Source organism: Pseudoalteromonas sp. H103, assembly GCF_001469205.1.
GTDB lineage: Bacteria > Pseudomonadota > Gammaproteobacteria > Enterobacterales > Alteromonadaceae > Pseudoalteromonas > Pseudoalteromonas carrageenovora.
This window is the reverse complement of the sequence record NZ_LOFG01000016.1, coordinates 14,469-35,186: the sequence shown is the minus strand read 5'-3', so window position 1 is coordinate 35,186 and position 20,718 is coordinate 14,469. Positions and strand designations below refer to the sequence as shown.

23 protein-coding genes are annotated in these 20,718 nt (G+C 40.3%); 7 read left to right on the top strand and 16 right to left on the bottom strand.

The annotated features are described in order from the left end of the window. Positions 1-52 precede the first annotated feature (52 nt). A complete protein-coding gene (locus ATS74_RS12390; protein ID WP_058549202.1) occupies positions 53-586 on the top strand; it encodes a helix-turn-helix domain-containing protein in 534 nt (177 codons plus the stop codon). 493 nt (positions 587-1,079) lie between these two features. Here ATS74_RS12390 and rpsQ read toward each other — a convergent pair whose 3' ends face one another. The 11 genes from rpsQ to rpsJ are packed head-to-tail and all read right to left on the bottom strand — an operon-like array spanning position 1,080 to position 6,043. After that, complete coding sequence (gene rpsQ, locus ATS74_RS12385) at positions 1,080-1,337, bottom strand: 30S ribosomal protein S17 (RefSeq protein ID WP_006791355.1); 258 nt, start codon at positions 1,335-1,337, stop codon at positions 1,080-1,082. Next, a complete protein-coding gene (rpmC, locus tag ATS74_RS12380; RefSeq protein ID WP_054206130.1) occupies positions 1,337-1,528 on the bottom strand; it encodes a 50S ribosomal protein L29 in 192 nt (63 codons plus the stop codon). Before rpmC ends, rpsQ begins: the two co-directional genes overlap by 1 nt. Continuing rightward, positions 1,528-1,941 (bottom strand): 50S ribosomal protein L16, encoded by a 414-nt coding sequence (gene rplP / locus ATS74_RS12375; RefSeq protein ID WP_002957890.1) that lies wholly within the window; start codon positions 1,939-1,941, stop codon positions 1,528-1,530. Before rplP ends, rpmC begins: the two co-directional genes overlap by 1 nt. A gap of 12 nt (positions 1,942-1,953) precedes the next feature. Continuing rightward, positions 1,954-2,655, bottom strand: a complete 702-nt coding sequence (gene rpsC, locus ATS74_RS12370) for a 30S ribosomal protein S3 (RefSeq protein WP_058549201.1) — start codon at positions 2,653-2,655, stop codon at positions 1,954-1,956. A gap of 11 nt (positions 2,656-2,666) precedes the next feature. After that, positions 2,667-2,999 (bottom strand): 50S ribosomal protein L22, encoded by a 333-nt coding sequence (rplV, locus tag ATS74_RS12365; RefSeq protein WP_004588690.1) that lies wholly within the window; start codon positions 2,997-2,999, stop codon positions 2,667-2,669. Between the two features lie 13 nt (positions 3,000-3,012). Then, entirely contained in the window at positions 3,013-3,291 is a 279-nt protein-coding gene (rpsS, locus tag ATS74_RS12360) for a 30S ribosomal protein S19 (RefSeq protein WP_004588689.1), read from the bottom strand. Positions 3,292-3,306: 15 nt separating this feature from the next. Beyond that, entirely contained in the window at positions 3,307-4,131 is an 825-nt protein-coding gene (rplB, locus tag ATS74_RS12355) for a 50S ribosomal protein L2 (protein WP_007376192.1), read from the bottom strand. A 15-nt stretch (positions 4,132-4,146) separates the two neighbouring features. After that, entirely contained in the window at positions 4,147-4,449 is a 303-nt protein-coding gene (gene rplW, locus ATS74_RS12350; protein WP_054206127.1) for a 50S ribosomal protein L23, read from the bottom strand. Then, positions 4,446-5,051 (bottom strand): 50S ribosomal protein L4, encoded by a 606-nt coding sequence (rplD, locus tag ATS74_RS12345; protein WP_004588686.1) that lies wholly within the window; start codon positions 5,049-5,051, stop codon positions 4,446-4,448. Before rplD ends, rplW begins: the two co-directional genes overlap by 4 nt. 17 nt (positions 5,052-5,068) lie before the next feature. Beyond that, positions 5,069-5,704, bottom strand: coding sequence for a 50S ribosomal protein L3 (rplC, locus tag ATS74_RS12340; protein ID WP_016709048.1), 636 nt, complete (start codon positions 5,702-5,704; stop codon positions 5,069-5,071). A gap of 27 nt (positions 5,705-5,731) precedes the next feature. Then, positions 5,732-6,043, bottom strand: a complete 312-nt coding sequence (gene rpsJ, locus ATS74_RS12335) for a 30S ribosomal protein S10 (RefSeq protein ID WP_002957900.1) — start codon at positions 6,041-6,043, stop codon at positions 5,732-5,734. Between the two features lie 426 nt (positions 6,044-6,469). On the opposite strand from rpsJ, the gene plsB reads away from it, so the two are divergent. Further along, positions 6,470-8,908 (top strand): glycerol-3-phosphate 1-O-acyltransferase PlsB, encoded by a 2,439-nt coding sequence (gene plsB / locus ATS74_RS12330; protein ID WP_058549200.1) that lies wholly within the window; start codon positions 6,470-6,472, stop codon positions 8,906-8,908. Between the two features lie 21 nt (positions 8,909-8,929). Here the strand turns inward: plsB and tesB are convergent, their stop codons facing one another. Beyond that, positions 8,930-9,787: an acyl-CoA thioesterase II gene (gene tesB, locus ATS74_RS12325; protein ID WP_058549199.1), complete on the bottom strand. Its 858-nt coding sequence runs from the start codon at positions 9,785-9,787 to the stop codon at positions 8,930-8,932. 77 nt (positions 9,788-9,864) lie between these two features. Here tesB and ATS74_RS12320 point away from each other — a divergent pair, with 77 nt between their 5' ends. Both ATS74_RS12320 and ATS74_RS12315 read left to right on the top strand, forming a co-directional pair. Beyond that, positions 9,865-10,323 (top strand): EVE domain-containing protein, encoded by a 459-nt coding sequence (locus ATS74_RS12320; protein ID WP_058549198.1) that lies wholly within the window; start codon positions 9,865-9,867, stop codon positions 10,321-10,323. Between the two features lie 89 nt (positions 10,324-10,412). Next, the gene (locus ATS74_RS12315) at positions 10,413-11,444 is read left to right on the top strand and encodes a hypothetical protein (protein WP_058549197.1); all 1,032 of its coding nucleotides are present in this window, start codon (positions 10,413-10,415) and stop codon (positions 11,442-11,444) included. A 2-nt stretch (positions 11,445-11,446) separates the two neighbouring features. Here ATS74_RS12315 and ATS74_RS12310 read toward each other — a convergent pair whose 3' ends face one another. Both ATS74_RS12310 and ATS74_RS12305 read right to left on the bottom strand, forming a co-directional pair. Further along, positions 11,447-11,653 carry a PLDc N-terminal domain-containing protein gene (locus tag ATS74_RS12310; protein ID WP_058549196.1) on the bottom strand — a complete coding sequence of 69 codons (207 nt, stop codon included), beginning with the start codon at positions 11,651-11,653 and terminating at the stop codon, positions 11,447-11,449. Beyond that, a complete protein-coding gene (locus ATS74_RS12305) occupies positions 11,653-12,720 on the bottom strand; it encodes a potassium channel family protein (protein ID WP_058549195.1) in 1,068 nt (355 codons plus the stop codon). Before ATS74_RS12305 ends, ATS74_RS12310 begins: the two co-directional genes overlap by 1 nt. A 227-nt stretch (positions 12,721-12,947) precedes the next feature. On the opposite strand from ATS74_RS12305, the gene ATS74_RS12300 reads away from it, so the two are divergent. Further along, positions 12,948-14,258 (top strand): short-chain fatty acid transporter, encoded by a 1,311-nt coding sequence (locus ATS74_RS12300; RefSeq protein WP_058549194.1) that lies wholly within the window; start codon positions 12,948-12,950, stop codon positions 14,256-14,258. Positions 14,259-14,301: 43 nt separating this feature from the next. Here the strand turns inward: ATS74_RS12300 and ATS74_RS12295 are convergent, their stop codons facing one another. Next, the gene (locus tag ATS74_RS12295) at positions 14,302-15,318 is read right to left on the bottom strand and encodes a metalloprotease (RefSeq protein WP_058549193.1); all 1,017 of its coding nucleotides are present in this window, start codon (positions 15,316-15,318) and stop codon (positions 14,302-14,304) included. 449 nt (positions 15,319-15,767) lie between these two features. On the opposite strand from ATS74_RS12295, the gene ATS74_RS12290 reads away from it, so the two are divergent. Next, complete coding sequence (locus tag ATS74_RS12290; protein ID WP_058549192.1) at positions 15,768-16,973, top strand: EAL domain-containing response regulator; 1,206 nt, start codon at positions 15,768-15,770, stop codon at positions 16,971-16,973. Between the two features lie 26 nt (positions 16,974-16,999). Here ATS74_RS12290 and ATS74_RS12285 read toward each other — a convergent pair whose 3' ends face one another. Further along, on the bottom strand, positions 17,000-18,076 hold the full coding sequence (locus tag ATS74_RS12285) for a hemolysin family protein (protein WP_058549191.1): 1,077 nt from the start codon (positions 18,074-18,076) through the stop codon (positions 17,000-17,002). A gap of 85 nt (positions 18,077-18,161) precedes the next feature. Between ATS74_RS12285 and ATS74_RS12280 the strand changes: the two genes are divergently transcribed. Further along, entirely contained in the window at positions 18,162-20,657 is a 2,496-nt protein-coding gene (locus tag ATS74_RS12280) for an alpha/beta hydrolase family protein (RefSeq protein ID WP_058549190.1), read from the top strand. The last annotated feature ends 61 nt before the right edge of the window (positions 20,658-20,718 follow it).

Here is a 20,718-nt window from a genome sequence, read left to right as displayed (position 1 = left end):
ATACAATTTTTAGCGATAATAAAATTGTTTACTAATAATAAGAGCAAGGTTTATGCAAGCGTTGGGAATGGAGTTAAAGCGCCTAAGATCAGATAAAAAATGGACTCAAGCTTTTGCTGCACGCGAAATTGGACTTCAACAATCATATCTATCAAAACTTGAAAATGGGCAGTTCATACCATCTCCCGAAGTACTTGAAAAATTAAGTAGCTGTTATGGCATTAGCTTTAATGAATATTTACCGGCTTCTCCCATAAAGGCAGCACAAACTCCTAAGTTAGCGATAGTGTGTACTTTGATGTTAATTTTGGCTATTACCATTTGGCTTTGTACCCACTACGAGATTTTTTATCCAGAAACCTACTTTACCTATCAGGCAAAACTAGATGATTTTTTAGCGTTTAATGTAAGTCAGCAATATCAAGGTGAGCGGTTTATTGAAGGAGATGTTACCTACCAAATTGTAGGCGAAAGGCAAGTAAGTCGAATCGAGAACCGCATCCTAGTTGTAGCCTCTGTAGTGTGCATATTAATATCTATTGTTACCGCCCTATTTACACAAAGGCATAGGTTTATTAATTTATAAACCCCTTATTTTTATTTAATTGTTCTCAGCAATTGATCCTGCATTGCTCTACCTTCAGCATCCACGCAGTCGTATATCAGAAATTTTTAGCGCAGTTAGCGTCAAATTTAATCCCTCAAATAGATTTAGTACTATTGCGGGTTGGTATTACCTACTCTTACATATTCGTGGCGCTCTTTCTCCTCGGGACTTCTAGACTCACCAAGTTACGGCGCTTTATACCAATCTGCTTATATATGAGGTCTATTTAACGTTAAGAAAATCACGCTAGAACTAGGCAAAAATTTTTGTATCTAGTTGTTCTAAATAAAAATTTTTAACGACGTTATAGTGCAATTTAATTCGTTAAATTGATCAAAGATTTATGCAGGTTGGTATTACTTCACTTAGAACAGCTGACAACTGAAAGCTTCACACCTACAGCTTTTTTAAACGCAAACAAAAAGCCCCAGCTAATGCCGGGGCTTTTTTACAAAACTAACTTAATTAAAAATTAAGCTTGTTTTGGACTAGAAACAACGTCTACTAAAGTCCAAGATTTATTCTTAGAAATTGGTGCACATTCACGGATAGTAACTACGTCACCCGCTTTTGCTGTGTTGTTTTCGTCATGTACGTGTAGCTTAGTTGTACGTTTAATGAATTTCCCATAGATTGGGTGCTTCACGTAACGTGCGATAGCGATAGTGAAAGATTTTTCCATCTTGTCGCTTACTACACGGCCTTGAAGAGTACGAATTTTATCGCTCATTATTGACCTGCCTTCTGGTTAATAATTGTTTTTACACGCGCGATATCGCGACGTACTGTTCTTAGCGTGTGTGTCTGAGCTAACTGACCAGTGCTTGCTTGCATGCGCATATTAAATTGCTCACGAAGAAGTCCTAGAAGTTCAGCATTAAGCTCTTCTACGCTTTTATCTTTTAGTTCGCTTGCTTTCATCACATTACCGTCCGAGTTACGAAAGTTGTTTTGAATGGCAGTTTACGAGCTGCAAGGTCAAACGCTTCACGAGCAAGCTCTTCTGAAACACCTTCCATTTCGTAAAGTACTTTACCAGGCTGAATTTCAGCAACCCAATATTCAACAGAACCTTTACCTTTACCCATACGAACTTCAAGAGGTTTTTCTGTGATCGGCTTGTCAGGGAAGACACGGATCCAGATTTTACCTTGACGTTTCACGTGACGCGTCATAGCACGACGAGCTGCTTCGATTTGACGAGCAGTCATGCGGCCACGACCAGTAGCTTTCAAACCGAAAGTACCGAAGCTTACTTTGTTACCGTTTTGCGCTAAACCGCGGTTGCGGCCTTTGTGCATTTTACGGAATTTTGTACGTTTTGGCTGTAACATTACTCGCTACCTCTACTTAGCACTTTTCTTGGCTTTCTTTGGTGCGCGTTTAGCTGGCTTCTCTTGCTCTTGTACTAGTGGTAAACCACCAATAACTTCGCCTTTGAAGATCCAAACTTTAACACCAATGATACCATAAGTGGTTAAGGCTTCAGAAGTTGCGTAGTCGATATCAGCACGAAGAGTATGTAGAGGTACACGACCTTCACGATACCATTCTGAACGTGCGATTTCTGCGCCGCCAAGACGACCGCTAACTTCAACTTTGATCCCTTTAGAACCGATGCGCATTGCATTTTGTACCGAACGCTTCATAGCGCGACGGAACATAACACGACGCTCTAGTTGAGAGGCAATGCCGTCTGCTACTAGTTGTGCATCAAGTTCTGGTTTACGTACTTCAGAAATATTAATCTGAGCAGGTACACCAGCAATCTTAGTTACCGCTTGACGTAATTTTTCTACGTCTTCGCCTTTTTTACCGATAACAACACCCGGACGAGCCGTATGAATTGTTACACGGATAGATTTAGCTGGGCGCTCAATAACGATTTTAGACACAGAAGCCGCTTTTAATTCCTTAGTAAGGAATTTACGTACTTTGTGATCGCCAAAAAGCTGATCAGAGAAATCTTTTGAACTCGCGTACCAGGTAGAAACCCAAGGTTTAGATATACCTAGGCGAATACCAGTAGGATGAACTTTTTGTCCCATTACTTATACTCCTAGCTATCTGAAACCACAACAGTGATGTGGCTTGTACGCTTAAGGATGCGGTCTGCGCGTCCTTTAGCACGTGGCATAATACGTTTCATTGTTGGACCATCGTCCACAAAAATCGTAGTTACACGAAGCTCATCAATGTCAGCACCTTCGTTATGCTCTGCGTTAGCAATAGCAGACTCAAGTACTTTCTTAACTAATACAGCCGCTTTTTTAGGGCTGTACGCCAGGATTTCTAATGCGCGGTCTACAGGTAGTCCGCGAATTTGGTCTGCAACTAGACGAGCTTTTTGCGCCGAACCAGAGGCGAATTTATGTTTAGCTAATGCTTGCATTTATCTTCCCCTCTTATCGTTTCTTCGCTTTCTTATCCGCAGCATGGCCACGGTAAGTGCGAGTTGGTGCAAATTCACCTAGTTTGTGACCAATCATTTCGTCAGAAACGAAAACTGGCACGTGCTGGCGACCATTATGGACAGCAATGGTCAATCCGATCATGTTAGGTATGATCATTGAACGACGGCTCCAAGTTTTAATTGGCTTCTTTTCACCGCTTTCCAAAGCTTTCTCTACCTTCTTCAGCAAGTGTAGGTCTATAAAAGGACCCTTCTTGAGAGAGCGTGGCATGGCTATTCCTCAATATTACTTAGTACGACGACGTACTATAAATTTATCCGTACGCTTGTTCTTACGCGTCTTCGCACCCTTAGTCGGTTTACCCCATGGAGACACAGGATGACGACCACCAGATGTACGACCTTCACCACCACCGTGTGGGTGATCAACCGGGTTCATGGCAACACCACGAACTGTCGGACGAATACCACGCCAGCGATTTGCACCTGCTTTACCAAGTGAACGAAGCATATGCTCAGCATTGCCTACTTCACCTAGAGTCGCACGACAATCAGATTCAACTTTACGAACTTCGCCTGAACGAAGACGTAATGTTACATATTGACCATCACGAGCAAGGATTTGAACGTATGCACCAGCAGAACGTGCGATTTGAGCACCTTTACCTGGTTTTAATTCTACGTTGTGAACAGTCGAACCTACAGGCATATTGCGCATAGGTAATGCATTACCAGGTTTGATTGGTGCATCAACACCAGACTGGATTGCATCACCAGCTTTTAAGCCTTTAGGTGCGATAATGTAACGACGCTCACCGTCTGCATATAATACAAGAGCGATGTTTGCGCTACGATTTGGATCATATTCTAAACGCTCAACAGTGGCTGGAATGCCATCTTTAGTACGTTTAAAATCGATTAAACGGTAATGCTGCTTATGACCACCACCGATATGACGAACCGTAATACGACCATTGTTATTACGACCACCTGATTTAGAGTTTTTCTCTAAAAGTGGTGCGTATGGCTTACCCTTATGTAAATCTGGGTTAACCACTTTAACTAGGTGACGACGGCCCGCAGAAGTAGGCTTACACTTTTGAAGTGCCATAATTCTATCCCCTTATTACTCGGCGCCGCCGACAAAGTCTAGCTCGCTGCCTTCTTTAAGAGTAACGTAAGCTTTTTTCCAGTCGCTACGACGACCGAAACGTGCGCCAGTACGTTTTGTTTTACCCTTAACGTTAAGTGTGCGAACACCCGTTACTTCTACTTCAAAAAGCTTCTCAACTGCTGCTTTAACTTCAGCTTTAGTTGCGTCATTTACTACTTTAAAAACAATCGTGTTGTTTTCTTCAGCAGCAATTGTGCTTTTTTCAGAGATATGTGGAGCAAGGATCACTTTTAAAAGACGTTCTTCACGGATCATGCTAGCGCCTCCTCAAGTTGCTTAACAGCAGCGGCTGTAATAAGTACCTTGTCGAAAGCAATTAAGCTTACAGGGTCGATACCAGCTACATCACGCGTGTCAACCTTATAAAGGTTACGTGCCGATAAGAAAAGATTTTCATCTACTTCTTCAGTCACGATAAGAACATCTTTAAGCTCAAGTTCTTTAAGCTTAGAAACTAATTCTTTTGTCTTTGGTGCTTCTAAACCAAAGCTTTCAACAACGATTAAACGCTCTTGACGAACTAATTCAGATAAGATGCTTTTGATCGCACCGCGGTACATTTTACGGTTTACTTTTTGGCTGTGGTCTTGTGGTTTAGCTGCGAAGCTAACGCCACCTGAACGCCAAATTGGACTACGGATTGTACCAGCACGTGCACGGCCAGTACCTTTTTGAGCCCATGGTTTTTTACCACCACCGCTTACTTCAGAACGTGTCTTCTGAGCACGAGTACCTTGACGAGCACCTGCTGCGTATGCAACAACTACTTGATGTACTAATGCTTCGTTAAACTCACGTCCAAAAGTAGCTTCAGAAACTTCAAGAGCGCCAGAAGCGTCTTTAATTGCTAATTCCATCACTAAATCTCCAGGACTTATGCTTTAACAGCTGGTTTAACGATAACGTCACCGCCGATAGCTCCAGGTACAGCACCTTTAACTAATAGCAAGTTACGCTCAGCGTCAACGCGAACTAGTTCTAAGTTTTGAGTCGTTACACGCTCAGCACCCATATGACCGGCCATTTTCTTACCTTTAAACACCTTACCAGGTGATTGGTTTTGACCGATTGAACCAGGAGCACGGTGAGATAGAGAGTTACCATGTGTAGCGTCTTGCATGCTGAAATTCCAGCGCTTAACACCACCTTGGAAACCTTTACCTTTAGAAGTACCGGTTACGTCAACTTTGTTGATTTCGTTGAATAATTCAACAGTAAGCTCTGCGCCTACTTCAAAATCGCCTTCACCACCATTTAGGCGGAATTCCCACAGACCGCGACCCGCTTCAACACCAGCTTTAGCGAAATGACCCGCTGAAGCTTTGTTTACACGGCTTGCTTTTTTAGTGCCTGCGGTTACTTGAAGCGCGTTATAACCGTCTGTTGCGTCAGATTTGATCTGAGCAATGCGGTTAGGAGTCGCTTCAATAACTGTCACAGGGATAGATACACCATCTTCAGTGAAGATACGTGTCATACCCACTTTACGACCGACTAGACCTAATGCCATTTTCCTATAACCTCTCTAATCTTTCGATTAACCCAGGCTGATTTGAACATCAACACCAGCAGCAAGGTCTAAACGCATTAGAGCGTCTACAGTCTTGTCAGTTGGTTCTACGATGTCGATCAGACGTTTATGGGTGCGGATCTCGTACTGATCACGCGCGTCTTTATTAACGTGCGGTGATGTAAGTACAGTAAAACGTTCAAAGCGTGTAGGTAGTGGAATTGGACCACGTACTTGTGCGCCAGTGCGTTTCGCAGTTTCCACGATTTCCGCCGTTGATTGGTCAATCAAACGGTGGTCAAAAGCTTTTAGGCGAATACGAATGCGTTGATTTGACATTCTTAAACCTCAATATAAAGAGCATTTAAAGAGCATAAAAAAACGACCGAAACAATCTTAATAATTAAGATGCCGGTTGTTAATCTATATCTACGTTGAGTTCCAAATCGGAACTCCTGTTTATTAGCTTGAAATCCAAGCTTAACTTATCCTTTCAAGTTCCCGGGGGAATTTTGAAAGCCTGCGTATTATATTGATATTGGTGATAAATGCAACAACTAATTAGAAAAGAATTAAAACCGAGTATCCGATTAAATAAGCTACAGCCCGTTATGTACTAGATAATAAATAACTATACTTGAACCTATACTGTCACTTGCGGTCAATTATTAGCTCATAACCAATTACGCAAAATAACGGATTGAGCAGATATTATGGTATCCTATGGGCTTATTTTGCTTTTAATACTCTCAATATGGTGAGGCGATGCGTATTTTTAATTATTGTTTAAATGTTCTTTCTGCTGGAGTAAGCCGCTTACTAGTTAAAAGCAAAGTGCTTCCTGAGAATCCGATTGAGCAGTATGAGCTAAACCCTCAATATCCTACATTTTATATAGTGCGACTAAATTCACGCTTTGACTTAGCGGCACTTGCTCGTGTGTGTAAAAAGCATGGCTTACCTAGTCCAACTGAAGAACAAGTATTAGGTAATAAACAACTCGATCGTTTTATTGGCATTAAAAATCCACCGCCACTATTTGGTGACGAAGCTAAACCAACCAATGCGCTTGCACAAGGCAAAGAGATTGTTGAGCACTTATTAAATAGTGGGCAAAAGAATGTGCAGGTAGTGCCTGTTACTATTTTGTGGGGGCGCGATCCTGGTAAAGAAAAGCCAGGGCTACGTACTTTAATAACACACTCTCTTACGCCAAGCTGGTTTAGGAAGTTTTTTGTTGTGTTGTTTTCTGGACGAGATAACTTTATTAGATTTAGCCAACCGCTCGATTTATCATTATTAGTTAATGAAAAAGCTGACGTAAGTGAGCTGCCACATAAACTACTGCGTGTTGCACGCGTACATTTTAAGCGCCAAAAACTTGCGGCAACTGGCCCTAAAATGCCTTCTCGTGAGCAATTGTTTAACTCTCTTCTTGCTTCACCAACAATAAAAAAAGCCATTCAAGATGAAGCTAAATCTAAAAATATAAGCCAAACAGAAGCGCGCCAAAATGCACTTAAGTTACTTGATGAAATAGCCGCAAATTACTCTGAAGCAATGATACGTGTGGCTGAGCGCTTTTTAACATGGTTATGGAACAAGCTATATAACGGTATTGACGTAAAGTACACAGAGCAAATCCACGAGCTAACTAATAAAGGCCACGAAATTATTTATATGCCGTGCCACCGAAGCCACATGGATTATCTGCTTCTTACCTACGCGATTTATCATCAAGGTTTAGTGCCACCTCACATTGCAGCGGGCATTAATCTTAACTTTTTCCCTGCCGGGGGGATTTTTCGTCGCTCGGGAGCATTTTTTATTCGCCGTTCGTTTGCTGGTAATAAACTATATTCGGCCGTATTTAAAGAATATTTAAGTCAGCTATTTATTAAAGGCTACTCAGTTAAGTTTTACACTGAAGGCGGACGCAGCCGAACTGGGCGACTACTACCGCCAAAAACAGGCATGCTCGCTATGACTCTACAAGCTATGTTACGTGGCATAGACCGCCCTGTTTCTATTGTACCGGTATACATTGGCTACGAGCACGTAATGGAAATAAATACATACCTTAAAGAGCTGGCCGGTAAAGACAAAAAAGGTGAGTCTATTTTTGGCATATTTAAAGCCATTAAAAACCTTAAAAACTATGGGCGTGGTTATTTAAACTTTGGCGATCCAATTTCTGTAAACCAATATTTAAATGAGAACCAACCAGATTGGCGCGATGCAATCCATCCAACTGATGTACAAAAACCACAATGGCTAGGCCCACAAGTAGCCGCCCTTGCCGATCAGGTAATGGTTAAAATAAACAATGCAGCTGCACTTAATGCCGTTAACTTACTAGCAATGATATTACTAGTTAACGATAAGCACGCACTGAGTAAACCAAAGCTGTTAGCACAACTAGATTTTTATTTACGCCTGCAACGCGATGCCAGCTATAGCGAAAAAGTAACCGCACCAGATGAATCACCTGAGCAGCTATTAACGCATGCTTTAAAGCTTAATAAATTTGAAGTGATTAGCGATGAATTTGGTGAAATTATTGCGATTAGCGAAAAAGAAAAAATCTTGTTCAACTACTATCGTAATAACATTTTGCACTTGTTTGCAGTGCCTAGCTTACTTGCGCTGCACTTATTTAAGCAGCACAGCACAACCATTGGACAATGTGAGCAATTAGTAAAAGCGTTTTACCCTTTATTTGCTAAAGAGTGGTACTTGCAAGAGCTGGATGAAAACTACATTACACGCATTTTGGCTAACTTTGCAGATCAAAACTTAATAGAAATTGATGGTGATAATATTCACATCACCAACACAAATGACTGTTTAGCTAAACTAGAAATGCTAGGCAGAGCACTTAGCTTTACACTGCAACGTTACGCTATTGTTATTGGCTTTATTCAAACCAGTAATGGCATTGAAAAAGCTGAGCTTGAACGTGAAAGCCAAGTACTTGCAGAGCGCTTAGGGACTCTTCATGGTATTAAAACGCCTGAGTTTTTTGACAAAAAAGTACTGGTTAGCTTTATTGATAACTTACGCGGTGAGTTTTTAATAACAGAAGGTGAAAACGGTTTAGTGGGTAGCACACAACTTTGTGAAACTTACATGCACCTTAAAACGTTATTGCCAGCTCGAATTTGGCAATCAATTAGCGATATAGTGCAAGGTCAGTGCAACTAGCACTTTATCGCTGTGTAAGGGTTAGCGCTGGCGCATAACCCCTTCTTGTATTGTTGAAGCGACTAAATTGCCCTGGCGATCAAAAAACTGTCCTCTAACTAATCCTCGGCCTGAGCTAGCGCTTGGGCTGTCGATTGTATATAAAATCCAATCATCTAATCTAAACGAGCGGTGAAACCACATAGCATGGTCAATTGTCGCCACTTGCATATTTGGCTGCATAAACGATACACCGTGCGGCTGAAGCGCAGTTGGCAAAAACTCAAAATCTGAAGCATAAGCAAGTAAGTAATTATGAATGCGCTGATCGTCTGGCATTTCACCATTAGCTTTAAACCAAATGTGCTTTACCGGCTCTATTGCTTCAGGCTTAAATGGGTTATGAAAAGTCACCGGGCGCATTTCAATTGGCATTTCGCGAATAAACTTATTACGAATTACCTCTGGAATATGTGCAGCATTTTCTTGGTAAAACTCAAGTGATGAACGCAGCTCTTCTGGTGGCGGCACATTTGGCATAGTTGCCTGATGCGATAAACCCTCTTCTTCACCTTGAAAAGACGCAGTCATGTAAAAAATAGGCTTACCGTACTGAATAGCTTTTACACGGCGCGTACTAAAGCTTTTTCCATCACGTATGGTTTCTACATCGTAGACAATGGGTTTAGCTGCATCGCCTGGGCGTAAAAAGTAAGAATGTAATGAGTGAACTATTCGCCCTTCAGGTAATGTTTCTTTTGCAGCAGAAAGCGCCTGCCCCATAACCTGACCGCCAAATACAGCACCAAAACCTAAATCTTGGCTTTGTCCGCGATATAAACCTTGCTCAATTTCTTCAAGCGTTAACAACGACAATAAATCATCTAATACTTGGCTCATTATTTCTTCCTCAATCCCCTGATAAGTTAATGATACTATAGACTACAACTATGTAAATCTTTGTTAGGAATGACGCTATGTCTTATTGGTTGTTTAAAACAGAACCCGATGCATTTTCAATTGATGATTTAAAAAACGCACCAAACCAAACGACACTTTGGGAAGGTGTACGTAATTATCAAGCGCGTAATTTTATACGTGATGATATAAAGCTGGGCGACCAAGTAATGATTTACCATTCAAGCTGCAAACTTGTAGGGGTTGTAGGTATAGCCACAGTGACATGTGAGGCCTATCCAGATCCAACACAGTTTGATTTAAGTAGCGATTATTACGATGCAAAGGCCGCTAATGATAAACCGCGCTGGTTTGTTGTTGAAGTTACATATAAAAACCATTTAAATAAACGAGCTAGCTTAAAAGATATAAAAGCTAACAATGCTATAACCGAGCTTGCGCTTAAAAAAGCTGGTCGCCTTTCAGTTATGCCAGTTACCAAAAACGATTGGAACGAAATAATTGCCATGAGCAATTAAAAACACTTATCTAGCTTACAACCTGGCTATGTTTGACCTCTTTTAGCCGGGTTTGATACGATCCCCGCCAAGATATAATTGGGGGATTAATGAAATTACTGTATTGGTTAGATGAATGGTTAACGCTTTGTCGTGATGAACAACAAACTAAGCTGCCTATAAACGGCGGTGACTTACTCGGTGATGTGTACGTAAAATATGACTTTGTTGATATAAATAAGCCCCTGCTTTTTACATTCTCCCCCGCAGGTACCAACGTACAAGAGCAAGATCTGACCGATAACTTTGCCCCTTGGGGTTTTCATTTAGCACAAAAACAAAACGTTAATGTAATTTCATTTCAGCACTTAGGTACAAGTAATTGGTTTAGAAGCCGTAATTTGATTTTCTTTTTAGAACAACTATCAACCTTACTTAGCCCATTTAAGTGCCGTTTAGGCTATGGCTTAAGCCGTGGTGGTTTTGCTGTGGGCGCATTTGCAAAATTATTAAAACTCGATCACGTGCTATTCTTTCACCCTGTCAGTACCAAAAATACCGAAATAGTCCCTTGGGATAACCGTTCAAGCACTGCGCTTGCACAACAGTTTGATTGGCAAAGTGAGTATAACGACCTCGATTTAGGCCAGGCTAAAGGGTATATAATTTATGACCCTACCAATAAAATAGACCGCTTACATGCTAAGCGTTACCCGCAGCTGACTCATTTGCGTGTATTTGGTATGGGGCACGGCACTCATGCTACTTATTTGAGTAAATTTGGTTTTTATAAACAAGTTGCTGTCGATTTTATTCGCCACCAGCAAATTGATATTGCGCAGTTTCGCCTGCAAACCAAAACACTGCGTTTAAAAGAAGAGTATTATCAGAGCCTGAATAAGGCTAATGCAAGCTCTCTTCACCGCTTAGCATTGTTAAGTACCGCACATAAAATTTTAGCCGATGAAAAAGAAGTGCACGTGCAGGAGCATCAGGCCAAAATTGATATTCAACCATTAATTGATGTGGCGCTTAAGCATCAAGATGATCACCCCAACGATGCAATTCAGCTATTGGAGGTCGCACAGCAAATTGTGCCTGACGACCCGCTAATAGAGCATAAACTTAAGCAATTAGAATAATATTATGACGATTTTTTCTTCTTTCTTTTTTTGCGACCATGCTTTGGCACAATAGCAAAGTACATTACAAGACCAAGCCACGAAAATATAATAACGCCTATTAGCCAGCCGTTTTTTTCGTGGCCTTGGGTGCGCTTACTATTTACTACTATAACGACAGGTAAAATATAAGCGCTTAAAATAATAATTAAAAATACAACTTCATTCATTATTTTGCCAAGCTCTGCCAATCCACTTCGCTAGTTAAAACGCGCTCCAGCGCGATATAGTGTAATATATCGCCTTCACTTACTTTGTAATCAAGTGGTGGGTTTAAATCCATATTTTGTGCACTTAGGTTATGCGCAATGCCTAATAAAATTGCATCGTAGTCATGCTTAAAATGATGAAATAAAGTGCCAAATTCCATATCACTACAACCTTCGGGGATCGCTAAACTAAATTGAGTATCGCCATGCAAAGTAGAAAGCAGTTCTTCTTGTACCCGGCTTGAGCCAGGATCTTGCATTGAACGCACTAATATCTCTGCCGATTTAGCACTGCTGCACTCAACATTTTGGCAATGCTCAAGCAGCATATCTACTTTGGTTTCATCTAAAAAATGAGCGCTTATATGGCACTCTTTTTTAACTAAACGACTAATACGCAGCGCCGTTGTAAATGTTTGGTCGTCGTCTTGGCCATCAATAATCACTTTATCGGCACGGTTTATTGCAACACGCTCTAACTCTTCTAAATCAGTAAAGCTAGTAAGACGGGCAAAGTCGACGTTTTCGTTGGTTAAAAATGGGTGATCCATTTGCTCAGTAACCGCCAATAAAATACGGCGGTCAGTGCGCTTGGTATCGGCAAGAATATAATCAATCATCTTTTTTGTACGAGTATCGTGCCAACCAAAAATAATGATGTGGTTGTTACTGTGAGCAAAGTTTTTATCACCAGTCATAGCGCGCCTAATTAAGTAAGTTACTGTTTGCCCTGTTTTTCCTAACAGAACGCCAAATAAAGCTAAACCAAACGGAATTTGTATTAATGCTACAACCCAGCGGCCGAGCTCGCTAGTTGGGCTAAAATCACCATAACCCACCGTTGAGGTTGTAACTGTGTAGTAGTAAAAAAAGGTAGTAAACGATGTAAGCGCATGCTCATTAGCTACGTACAATAGCCCCCACGTTAGTAACATGTGAGTTAATATTGCAAGTGCTACTGCCTGCCAACTCAACTGATCAATATGAGCACGAACAAGTAGCGCTAGCCTCTTAAATATTACCGGCATAATACAAAATCTTTGTTAGTAAATTATCTATAAACAGTACGTTACTGTAAGCCATGCTTTTAAGCAATGTTTAAGCTTTTAAGTAGGAGCTGTTGGCCTTCTAGGATTAAAATTCGCTCAACTTTTATAGGTAAACCACCCCGACCAATATAAGACTAAATGCGGGTTTGCTAATCAGCTAAGAGCATGATTAATTATATTAAGAATAAAAAACACACAGACACACTATGCTAAATAAAATTGCCACACCATTTACTAAATTAGTAGAGCGCTACTTACCCGATCCCTTTATATTTGTAATATTGCTAAGCATTATTACCTTACTAGGCGCTAGCCTATTTACCCCCTCAACCAGTATTGAAGTTATTAACGCATGGGGGAGTGGTTTTTGGAACCTACTGAGCTTTGCCATGCAAATGCTGTTAGTGCTTATTACCGGCTATATGCTCGCAAGTACACCGCCTATAAATAAACTATTAGAAAAACTAGCTACGCTTGCCAGTACGGCGCCAAAAGCCATTATTTTAGTCACACTTATCTCGCTCTTAGCAAGCTGGTTAAATTGGGGGTTTGGCTTAGTGGTTGGCGCTTTATTTGCTAAAGCCATTGCTAAAAAAACAAAAGTTGATTACAGGTTGTTAGTAGCCAGTGCCTACTCGGGCTTTGTAGTATGGCATGGCGGTTTAGCAGGCTCTATCCCGCTCACCATTGCTACCGAGGGGCACTTTTCACAAAGTAGCATTGGTATAATTAGTACTGAACAAACACTGTTTGCTGGTTTTAACATAGCAATATTAATTGGCTTATTTATTATTATGCCGCTGGTTAACCGCTACATGCTACCCAGTGATAAAAACAGCGTATATGTAGACCCAGCGCTAATAAAAGAATCCCCCGCTCATAATGAAAACATAACCCGCCCGGCTCAACATTTAGAACACAGTAAACTGCTTGGCATAGCAATTGGCTTGCTCGGCCTGTGTTATTTGGCGTATTACTTTATATTTGTAGGCGGTAGCTTAAATCTTAATAGCGTTATTGCGGTGTTCTTGTTTTTAGCCATTACATTACACCAAATACCGCATAACTTACTTAATAGCTTACAACAAGCAATTCCTAGCGGCGCAGGCATTGTTATTCAATTTCCGTTTTATGCAGGGATTATGGCCGTTATGGTCGATAGCGGTTTAGCGCAGCAAATATCACGTGGTTTTATTGCCGTAGCAGATGCCGATAGCTTGCCATTTTTTAGCTTTATAAGTGCAGGACTCGTTAATATGTTTGTACCTTCTGGCGGCGGCCAATGGGCAGTACAAGCACCTATTGTTATACCCGCAGCGCAAGAGCTGGGCGCCGATATATCACGCGTTGCTATGGCTGTTGCGTGGGGCGATGCGTGGACCAATTTAATTCAACCCTTTTGGGCATTACCCGTATTGGCAATAGCAGGCTTAAAAGCAAAAGATATCATGGGTTTTTGTGTGGTGCAGCTATTTGTAACGGGGGTATTTATATCGCTGGTATTGAGCTTTTATTAATGAAGCTTTGCGCGCAGTTAAAAGTTAACTGCGCGCACAATCGTTAGCTCGATAAAATCGTCATCGGTAGGCTAAGTATTGGGTTTTCAGAGTCTGCAAAATGCATCATCACTGCCACATGGCCTGCAACTACAATAGCGTACATAGCGGCTGAAAAGCCTTGGCCGTATTTATCAAGCGGCAATAAATGCGAGTAATGACGGCCTCGCCATTCAAATACAATTTCCAGTGCGCCTACAAACAAAAAGAATACCAGTAACATTAAACCAAATGTATAACTAAGCCATAAGCCAAATAACACACCGAGTAAACACACACTTAAACCAACCCAAGAGCGCATTGAAAAGCTGATACTTTTTAATACATGCCCGCCATCAAGGGGTAAAATGGGTAGTAGGTTAAATAAGTTAAGCAGTGCGCTTAATACCGCAACACCTGCAAATATATCCATTTCAGTGGCGTAATACAAAACCACACCCAGTACAGAGGTGAATAAGCCAAATGCAGGACCCATTAGTGATATAACCACATCTTGCCAGCGAGTTGTTATTTTATCGTCGCTTACAGCAAGCCCGCCTACAAAGGGAATAAGGTAAATACCTTTGGTTTTTATGCCAAAGTATTTCATGGCTCTTACGTGCCCATATTCATGTACTACTAAACACGCAATAAGCATCAGCGCAAATTCAATGCTAAATAGCCACGCATAGCCAGCAACTGATGCCCCCGCTAGCGCCACCTTAATTACTTTTGCACTTTTAAATAACTTAAAGCCCAGTGCCGCCAGTCCTAAAAAGCCTTTTTTAGGTGTGTTATTTACCGGTGCAGGTAATGCAAGTTGAGTAGCAAATACATCATCAACAAATAACGAAATTGATTGATTATTTACCTCTGTACTGTCGATCCCAATAAGCTTGTTATCTAAATTAAATTGATAATAATTCTCTCGAGGGTTGTCAAAAGAGATTGCTTGTTGATTATGAAATATTTGTACTATTTGTTGCCCCGAAAACATTATTGTAAAAGGCTGTTCGGCTAGCATTAAGTCTATTTTTATCATCTTTATGACCGTTTAAAACAATGCAGCTAGTATACCTGTTCAACTTAAAAACACGAGAGGGCTAGGTTATAGGTTATTTAATTACTCTAGGGCGTGTTGAACTTTGCGGATTGAAATTTGTTCAATCTAGGGGCGATTAAATCGCGGCGCGAGGTTTGTAACCTAGTGGGCTAAGTAAAAACCGAGTAACAAAGAGTTTATCGCCCCTAGGCAGAACCCGAAGGGCAGCGCATGTTTGGCATTTATGCTGCGTTATCGCCTATTTATGGGGAGTAACCACACTTCATAGGCTCCGCCTTGCCTAAAAACCAAACACACTGCTGCAAATTCAACCATCAAAGATCAACACGCCCTAAATAAAAATAAGATTATAAATACTGACAAATGCAGCTCTCAGTACTACTTTTATAGTAACCAAATTTTTAGATTCACTATTGGAAAGGATAACAATGAAAAAAATAGTGCCGAATATTTTAGTAGTTGATGATTCAATGGCTATTTTAATTGTTATGGAAGCCATTCTTAAAGAATTAGGGCTATCTGAAACTATCACTACTTGCCTAAGTGCTAAAGACGCTTTAGCAAAAGTACAGGCTGAACCAAGCTATTATGACGCCATTTTTACTGATCTAAATATGCCTGAGATGGACGGCATGGAATTAATACGCCACTTAGGAGAGTTAAATTACCAAGGCGGAATTATTATTGTTTCAGAGATGGATCATAAAGTAATTAGCTTAGCTGCAAACCTTGCTAAACAGCACAACGCCCACCTAATCGGTAATATTCCTAAACCGGTGCAACTAAGCCAAGTAGGTAATTTGCTGCATAAAATTGCACACCTTAATAGCCACACTTTAACTAAAGAACCTGCTATTACAAAAATTGAGCTAATTAAAGCATTAGAAAACGATGAAATCACACCTTACTATCAACCCAAGGTAAACGCTGAAACCAATATTATAGAAAGTATTGAAGTACTAGCCCGTATTGTTTCAAAAGAAGATGGCAGTGTAATAATGCCTAACCGATTCATTAGCCTTGCTGAGGAGCAGGATTTAATAAATCAAATTACATTCTCATTATTTGAAAAAGCCACCAGCGACTTTGAAAATATAAAAAATCAGCTTGGACACAGCTTAAAACTAGCATTTAACTTATCTCCAACTCAGCTTGACGACTTAAATTGCCCTAATAAGTTGCTTCTTATTTTGCAGTTAAACCAGCTCACACCTAGCAATGTCATTATTGAAATAACAGAGCAACATGCCCTATCAAGCCTTGCCCAATTAGAAACATTAAACAGATTGCGTATGCATGGCTTTGGTATTTCACTTGATGATTTTGGTGTAGGTTTTACCAATATGAATCAGTTAAGAAGCTTACCATTTACAGAAATAAAAATAGACCGCTCACTTATTAGTAATATAGAAACTGACCTTTTTTCTCAGGTAGTCGTTAGCTCTTTAATTAATATAACAAGCGGTGAGCATTTAGATTTAGTTGCCGAAGGTGTTGAGCGCCCTGAAGAGCTAGCCTATTTGAAGCACTACCGCAGAAACTTAGCTATTCAAGGCTTTTTATTTAGCCGCCCCAAACCTAAAGAAGAGTTTGTATCGTGGGCTAAAGAATGGACTGAAACGCCCCACTCATAACATTAAAGTTAAACACGCTCGAGCAGTTAATTATCGCCTCGGGTGTGTTTATCTTCATCACTGACTATATGGCCGCTGTTTGCCAAGCGTTGTCGCCAACGCTGCTTTGCAACCATACGCATATTAGTAGATTGGTCTCGCTCATCAACAATTTCGAGCCCCATTAATGCTTCTATCATATCCTCTAGTGTAACAATGCCTTGTACATCACCATACTCATCCACAATTAAGCAAATATGTGTGCGCTGTGTAAGTAATGTTTGCAATAAAGACGATACATTATGCCCCTCAGGCACGGTGTGAATTGGCTTAATTAATTTACTTATTTTGCAATCGGTACCTAATCGATGATGCGCCAGCATAATATCGTTTTTATGCACAAAGCCTACAATGTCATCGGCGTCTTTATCAAATACCAATACACGAGAAAAGGATGATGAGCCATGCTCATTTAAATACTGATTTACGGTTAAATCTTTATGGATTTTAAAAAGTACGGTTCGCGGCGTCATTAAATCACACAATTTAGCATGCCTAAAGTGCAGCAAATTACGAATAATTTCAGATTCATCCTCATGAAGCGCCCCCGACTCTGTACCAATATCTGCCATGGCTTCTATTTCTTGGCGAATGTAATAAGCTTCATCGTGCTTAGAGCCCATTAAATTAGTTAATTTTTGGGCACACCATACAAAAGGTTTTAGTAAAATAACTAAAAAGCGCAAAGAGTAAGTAACGCTGGGTGTTAATGCTCGCCAATAATTAGCACCCAATGTTTTAGGTATAATTTCAGAAAGCACTAACACTAATAGGGTCATAATAGCTGAGGCAATGCCCACTGCAGCATCTGAGAAAACAACGGCAGCTTGTGCCCCCACACCAGCAGCACCAGCAGTATGCGCTACTGTATTAAGCGTTAAAATTGCAGCTAATGGCTGATCTATATTGTTTTTAAGTTTTTCAAGCTGCTTAGCAAGCGCAGGCTGATTTTTACGAAGTAAAGCAACATAACTTGGCGAAATACTTAGCAGTACAGCTTCCATAACCGAGCACAAAAATGAAATAACTATGGCAACCACCATATAAATAATCAGTAAGGTCACTTTTTCTCCGATGCGTTGAACGTATGAGCATGGTAACAATACATGCTATATTTGGCCAAATTACCAAATAATAATAGGCACAAACATGAAATTTAGCTCACCTTGGTACAAACAAAATAAATTATTAAAACAAGCTGCTAGCATTTTTACGTTAAGTAGTTTGAGTTTCACGGTCATGGCTGCCCCGCTCGATAAATCAAAAATACAATTTATAGGCCCACTTGCCGAAGATATGCAATTAAAGCCTTTTCAAACGCCACACGGCAACGCTATAGTTAATAATTTACTGCCACAGTTGCAAGCTAATTCAACTAGTTTGTCGGTATTTGGTAAAAAGCAGAGTTGGCAGCCATTTAATAAAATAAATGCACTCACTTTAGGTGGCTTACAAGCGCTTAAATTTAATATTGAAACCACCCGCTTTAGCCAAGGTACCCTTACCTTAAAAGGGTTAGAGCAAGGCCAACTATTTATTAATGGTGAACTACAAAAAGGCGATAAAAACAGCTATAAACTTGCGCTCACCAACGGCTCTCATACTGCTATTTTAGTAGCGCAACAAGTCGCTAATTGGAACGAAGTTAGTCTCGACTTTGTACCAAAAACTGACATCGACAAAATTACGCTTAGTACATCACAGCAAAAGCGCTTATCAGCCAAACAGTTATTCGATGCACCTACTATCAGCAGCCTAACTATTGCGCCCAATGCTAAGCAATATATTACAGTAACACGCACTTACAGTGATAAAACCGCAAATCAAGCAACTACAATTACCGAACTTAAAAACGACAATAACGAAACACTTTATCGATTTGAATCGGGCCAACCCAGTAACATTATTTGGAGCCCAGATAACCAATATTTAGTGTACTTATTAAATGGTGAGCTTAAGCAATTAAACCGTAACAACTTCTCTATAAAAACCCTTGCTGAAGGTTTAGAAGGAGCTAGCAATTTTACCTTTTATAACACTAACAGCATTGTTTTTAGCTGGTCTAAATCTGCCGACGAAAACCACAGCTTAACTAAGCATTATAAAGGTCTGCAAGATCGTTGGTCGTACGCACGCACAAAAAGCCATGTTTATATGCTCGATACTAAAAGCAGCTTAATTAAAGCACTAAGCCAAGGGCCTATTTCGTATAGCCTTGAAGATATAAACAGCAACCGCGGCAAAGTTTTAATGAGTCATTCTGTTATGGCCATGCAAGCATCAACACACCCAGAAACAGAGCTTGTGGAGCTTGATATAAAATCAAACAAGTTAAGTTCTCTCGGTAAGTTTAAAACATTTAACCAAGCTAAATATGCAAATAAAGATGTATATGTAGTCGCTGGCCCAGATTTTAAAAATGGCGCTGGCCGTACTTTACCTAAAAATATGCTTGCCAATAATTACGATGGCCAACTTTATTTACTTACCGATAATGGTAAAAATGTAAAAGCACTCAGCAAACAATTTAATCCTGCCATTGGCCAGCTACATGTACTTGATAACGGCGATGCACTAATAAAAGTCACCGAGCAAGACACTCAGCCTCTTTATTTATTTGATTTAAGCAAACAACGTTTTAAAAAGCTAAATACAGGGCTAGATATAGTTGAGCAATTTAGTTACTCACACGATAGAAATACAGAAGTACTTTTAAGCGGCACAACAGCTTCATCACCACAGCAACTTAAACGTTTAAATATAAGCAAAAACAAATCGGAACTAGTCTGGGATTCAAAGCCGCTTGCATATACAAATACACAAATACCAAGCCTTGAAGAGTTTAACTTTACCAATAAAGATGGCGTAGAAATAACTGGCCGTGTTTATATACCTAGTAATTTAGATAAATCAAAAAAACACCCTGCACTCGTTTATTATTACGGTGGCACATCACCTGTTACTCGTGGTTTTACAGGGCGCTACCCATTTAACTTGTGGGCTGCAAATGGTTACGTTGTGTATGTAATACAACCTACGGGCGCAACTGGCTTTGGACAAAAGTTTTCAGCCCAACATGTAAATGCATGGGGTGACTATACAGCTAACGATATTATTGAAGGCACGCATGCATTTTTAAATAAATACCCATATGTAGATAGCAATAAAGTTGGTAATTTAGGCGCGTCTTACGGTGGCTTTATGACTATGCTGCTGGCAACTAAAACTGATATATTTAGCGCATCAATTGCTCATGCAGGTATTTCAAACTTAACCTCATATTGGGGCGAAGGTTGGTGGGGATACTTATACTCAGGCGAAGCCTCTAAAAATAGCTTCCCGTGGAATAATACTAAGTTATATAGCGACCACAGCCCAGTATTTCATGCAGATAAAGTAACCACCCCTATGTTACTCCTTCACGGCGACAGCGACACTAACGTACCGGTTGGCGAAAGCTTAACAATGTACACCGCCTTAAAACTTTTAAACAAAGATGTAGAGCTTATTGAGTACAAAGGCGCCAACCATCAAATTTTTGCTCGCGATAAGCGATTTGATTGGTGGAATACTATGCTAGCCTATTTTGATAAAAAGCTAAAAGACGAACCCCAATGGTGGGATTCAATGTATTCAAAAGACTAATTTATAAGTTATTTTAAATATTTAGCACCTTTTAATTAGTTTAAAGGTGCTAATTTAATCC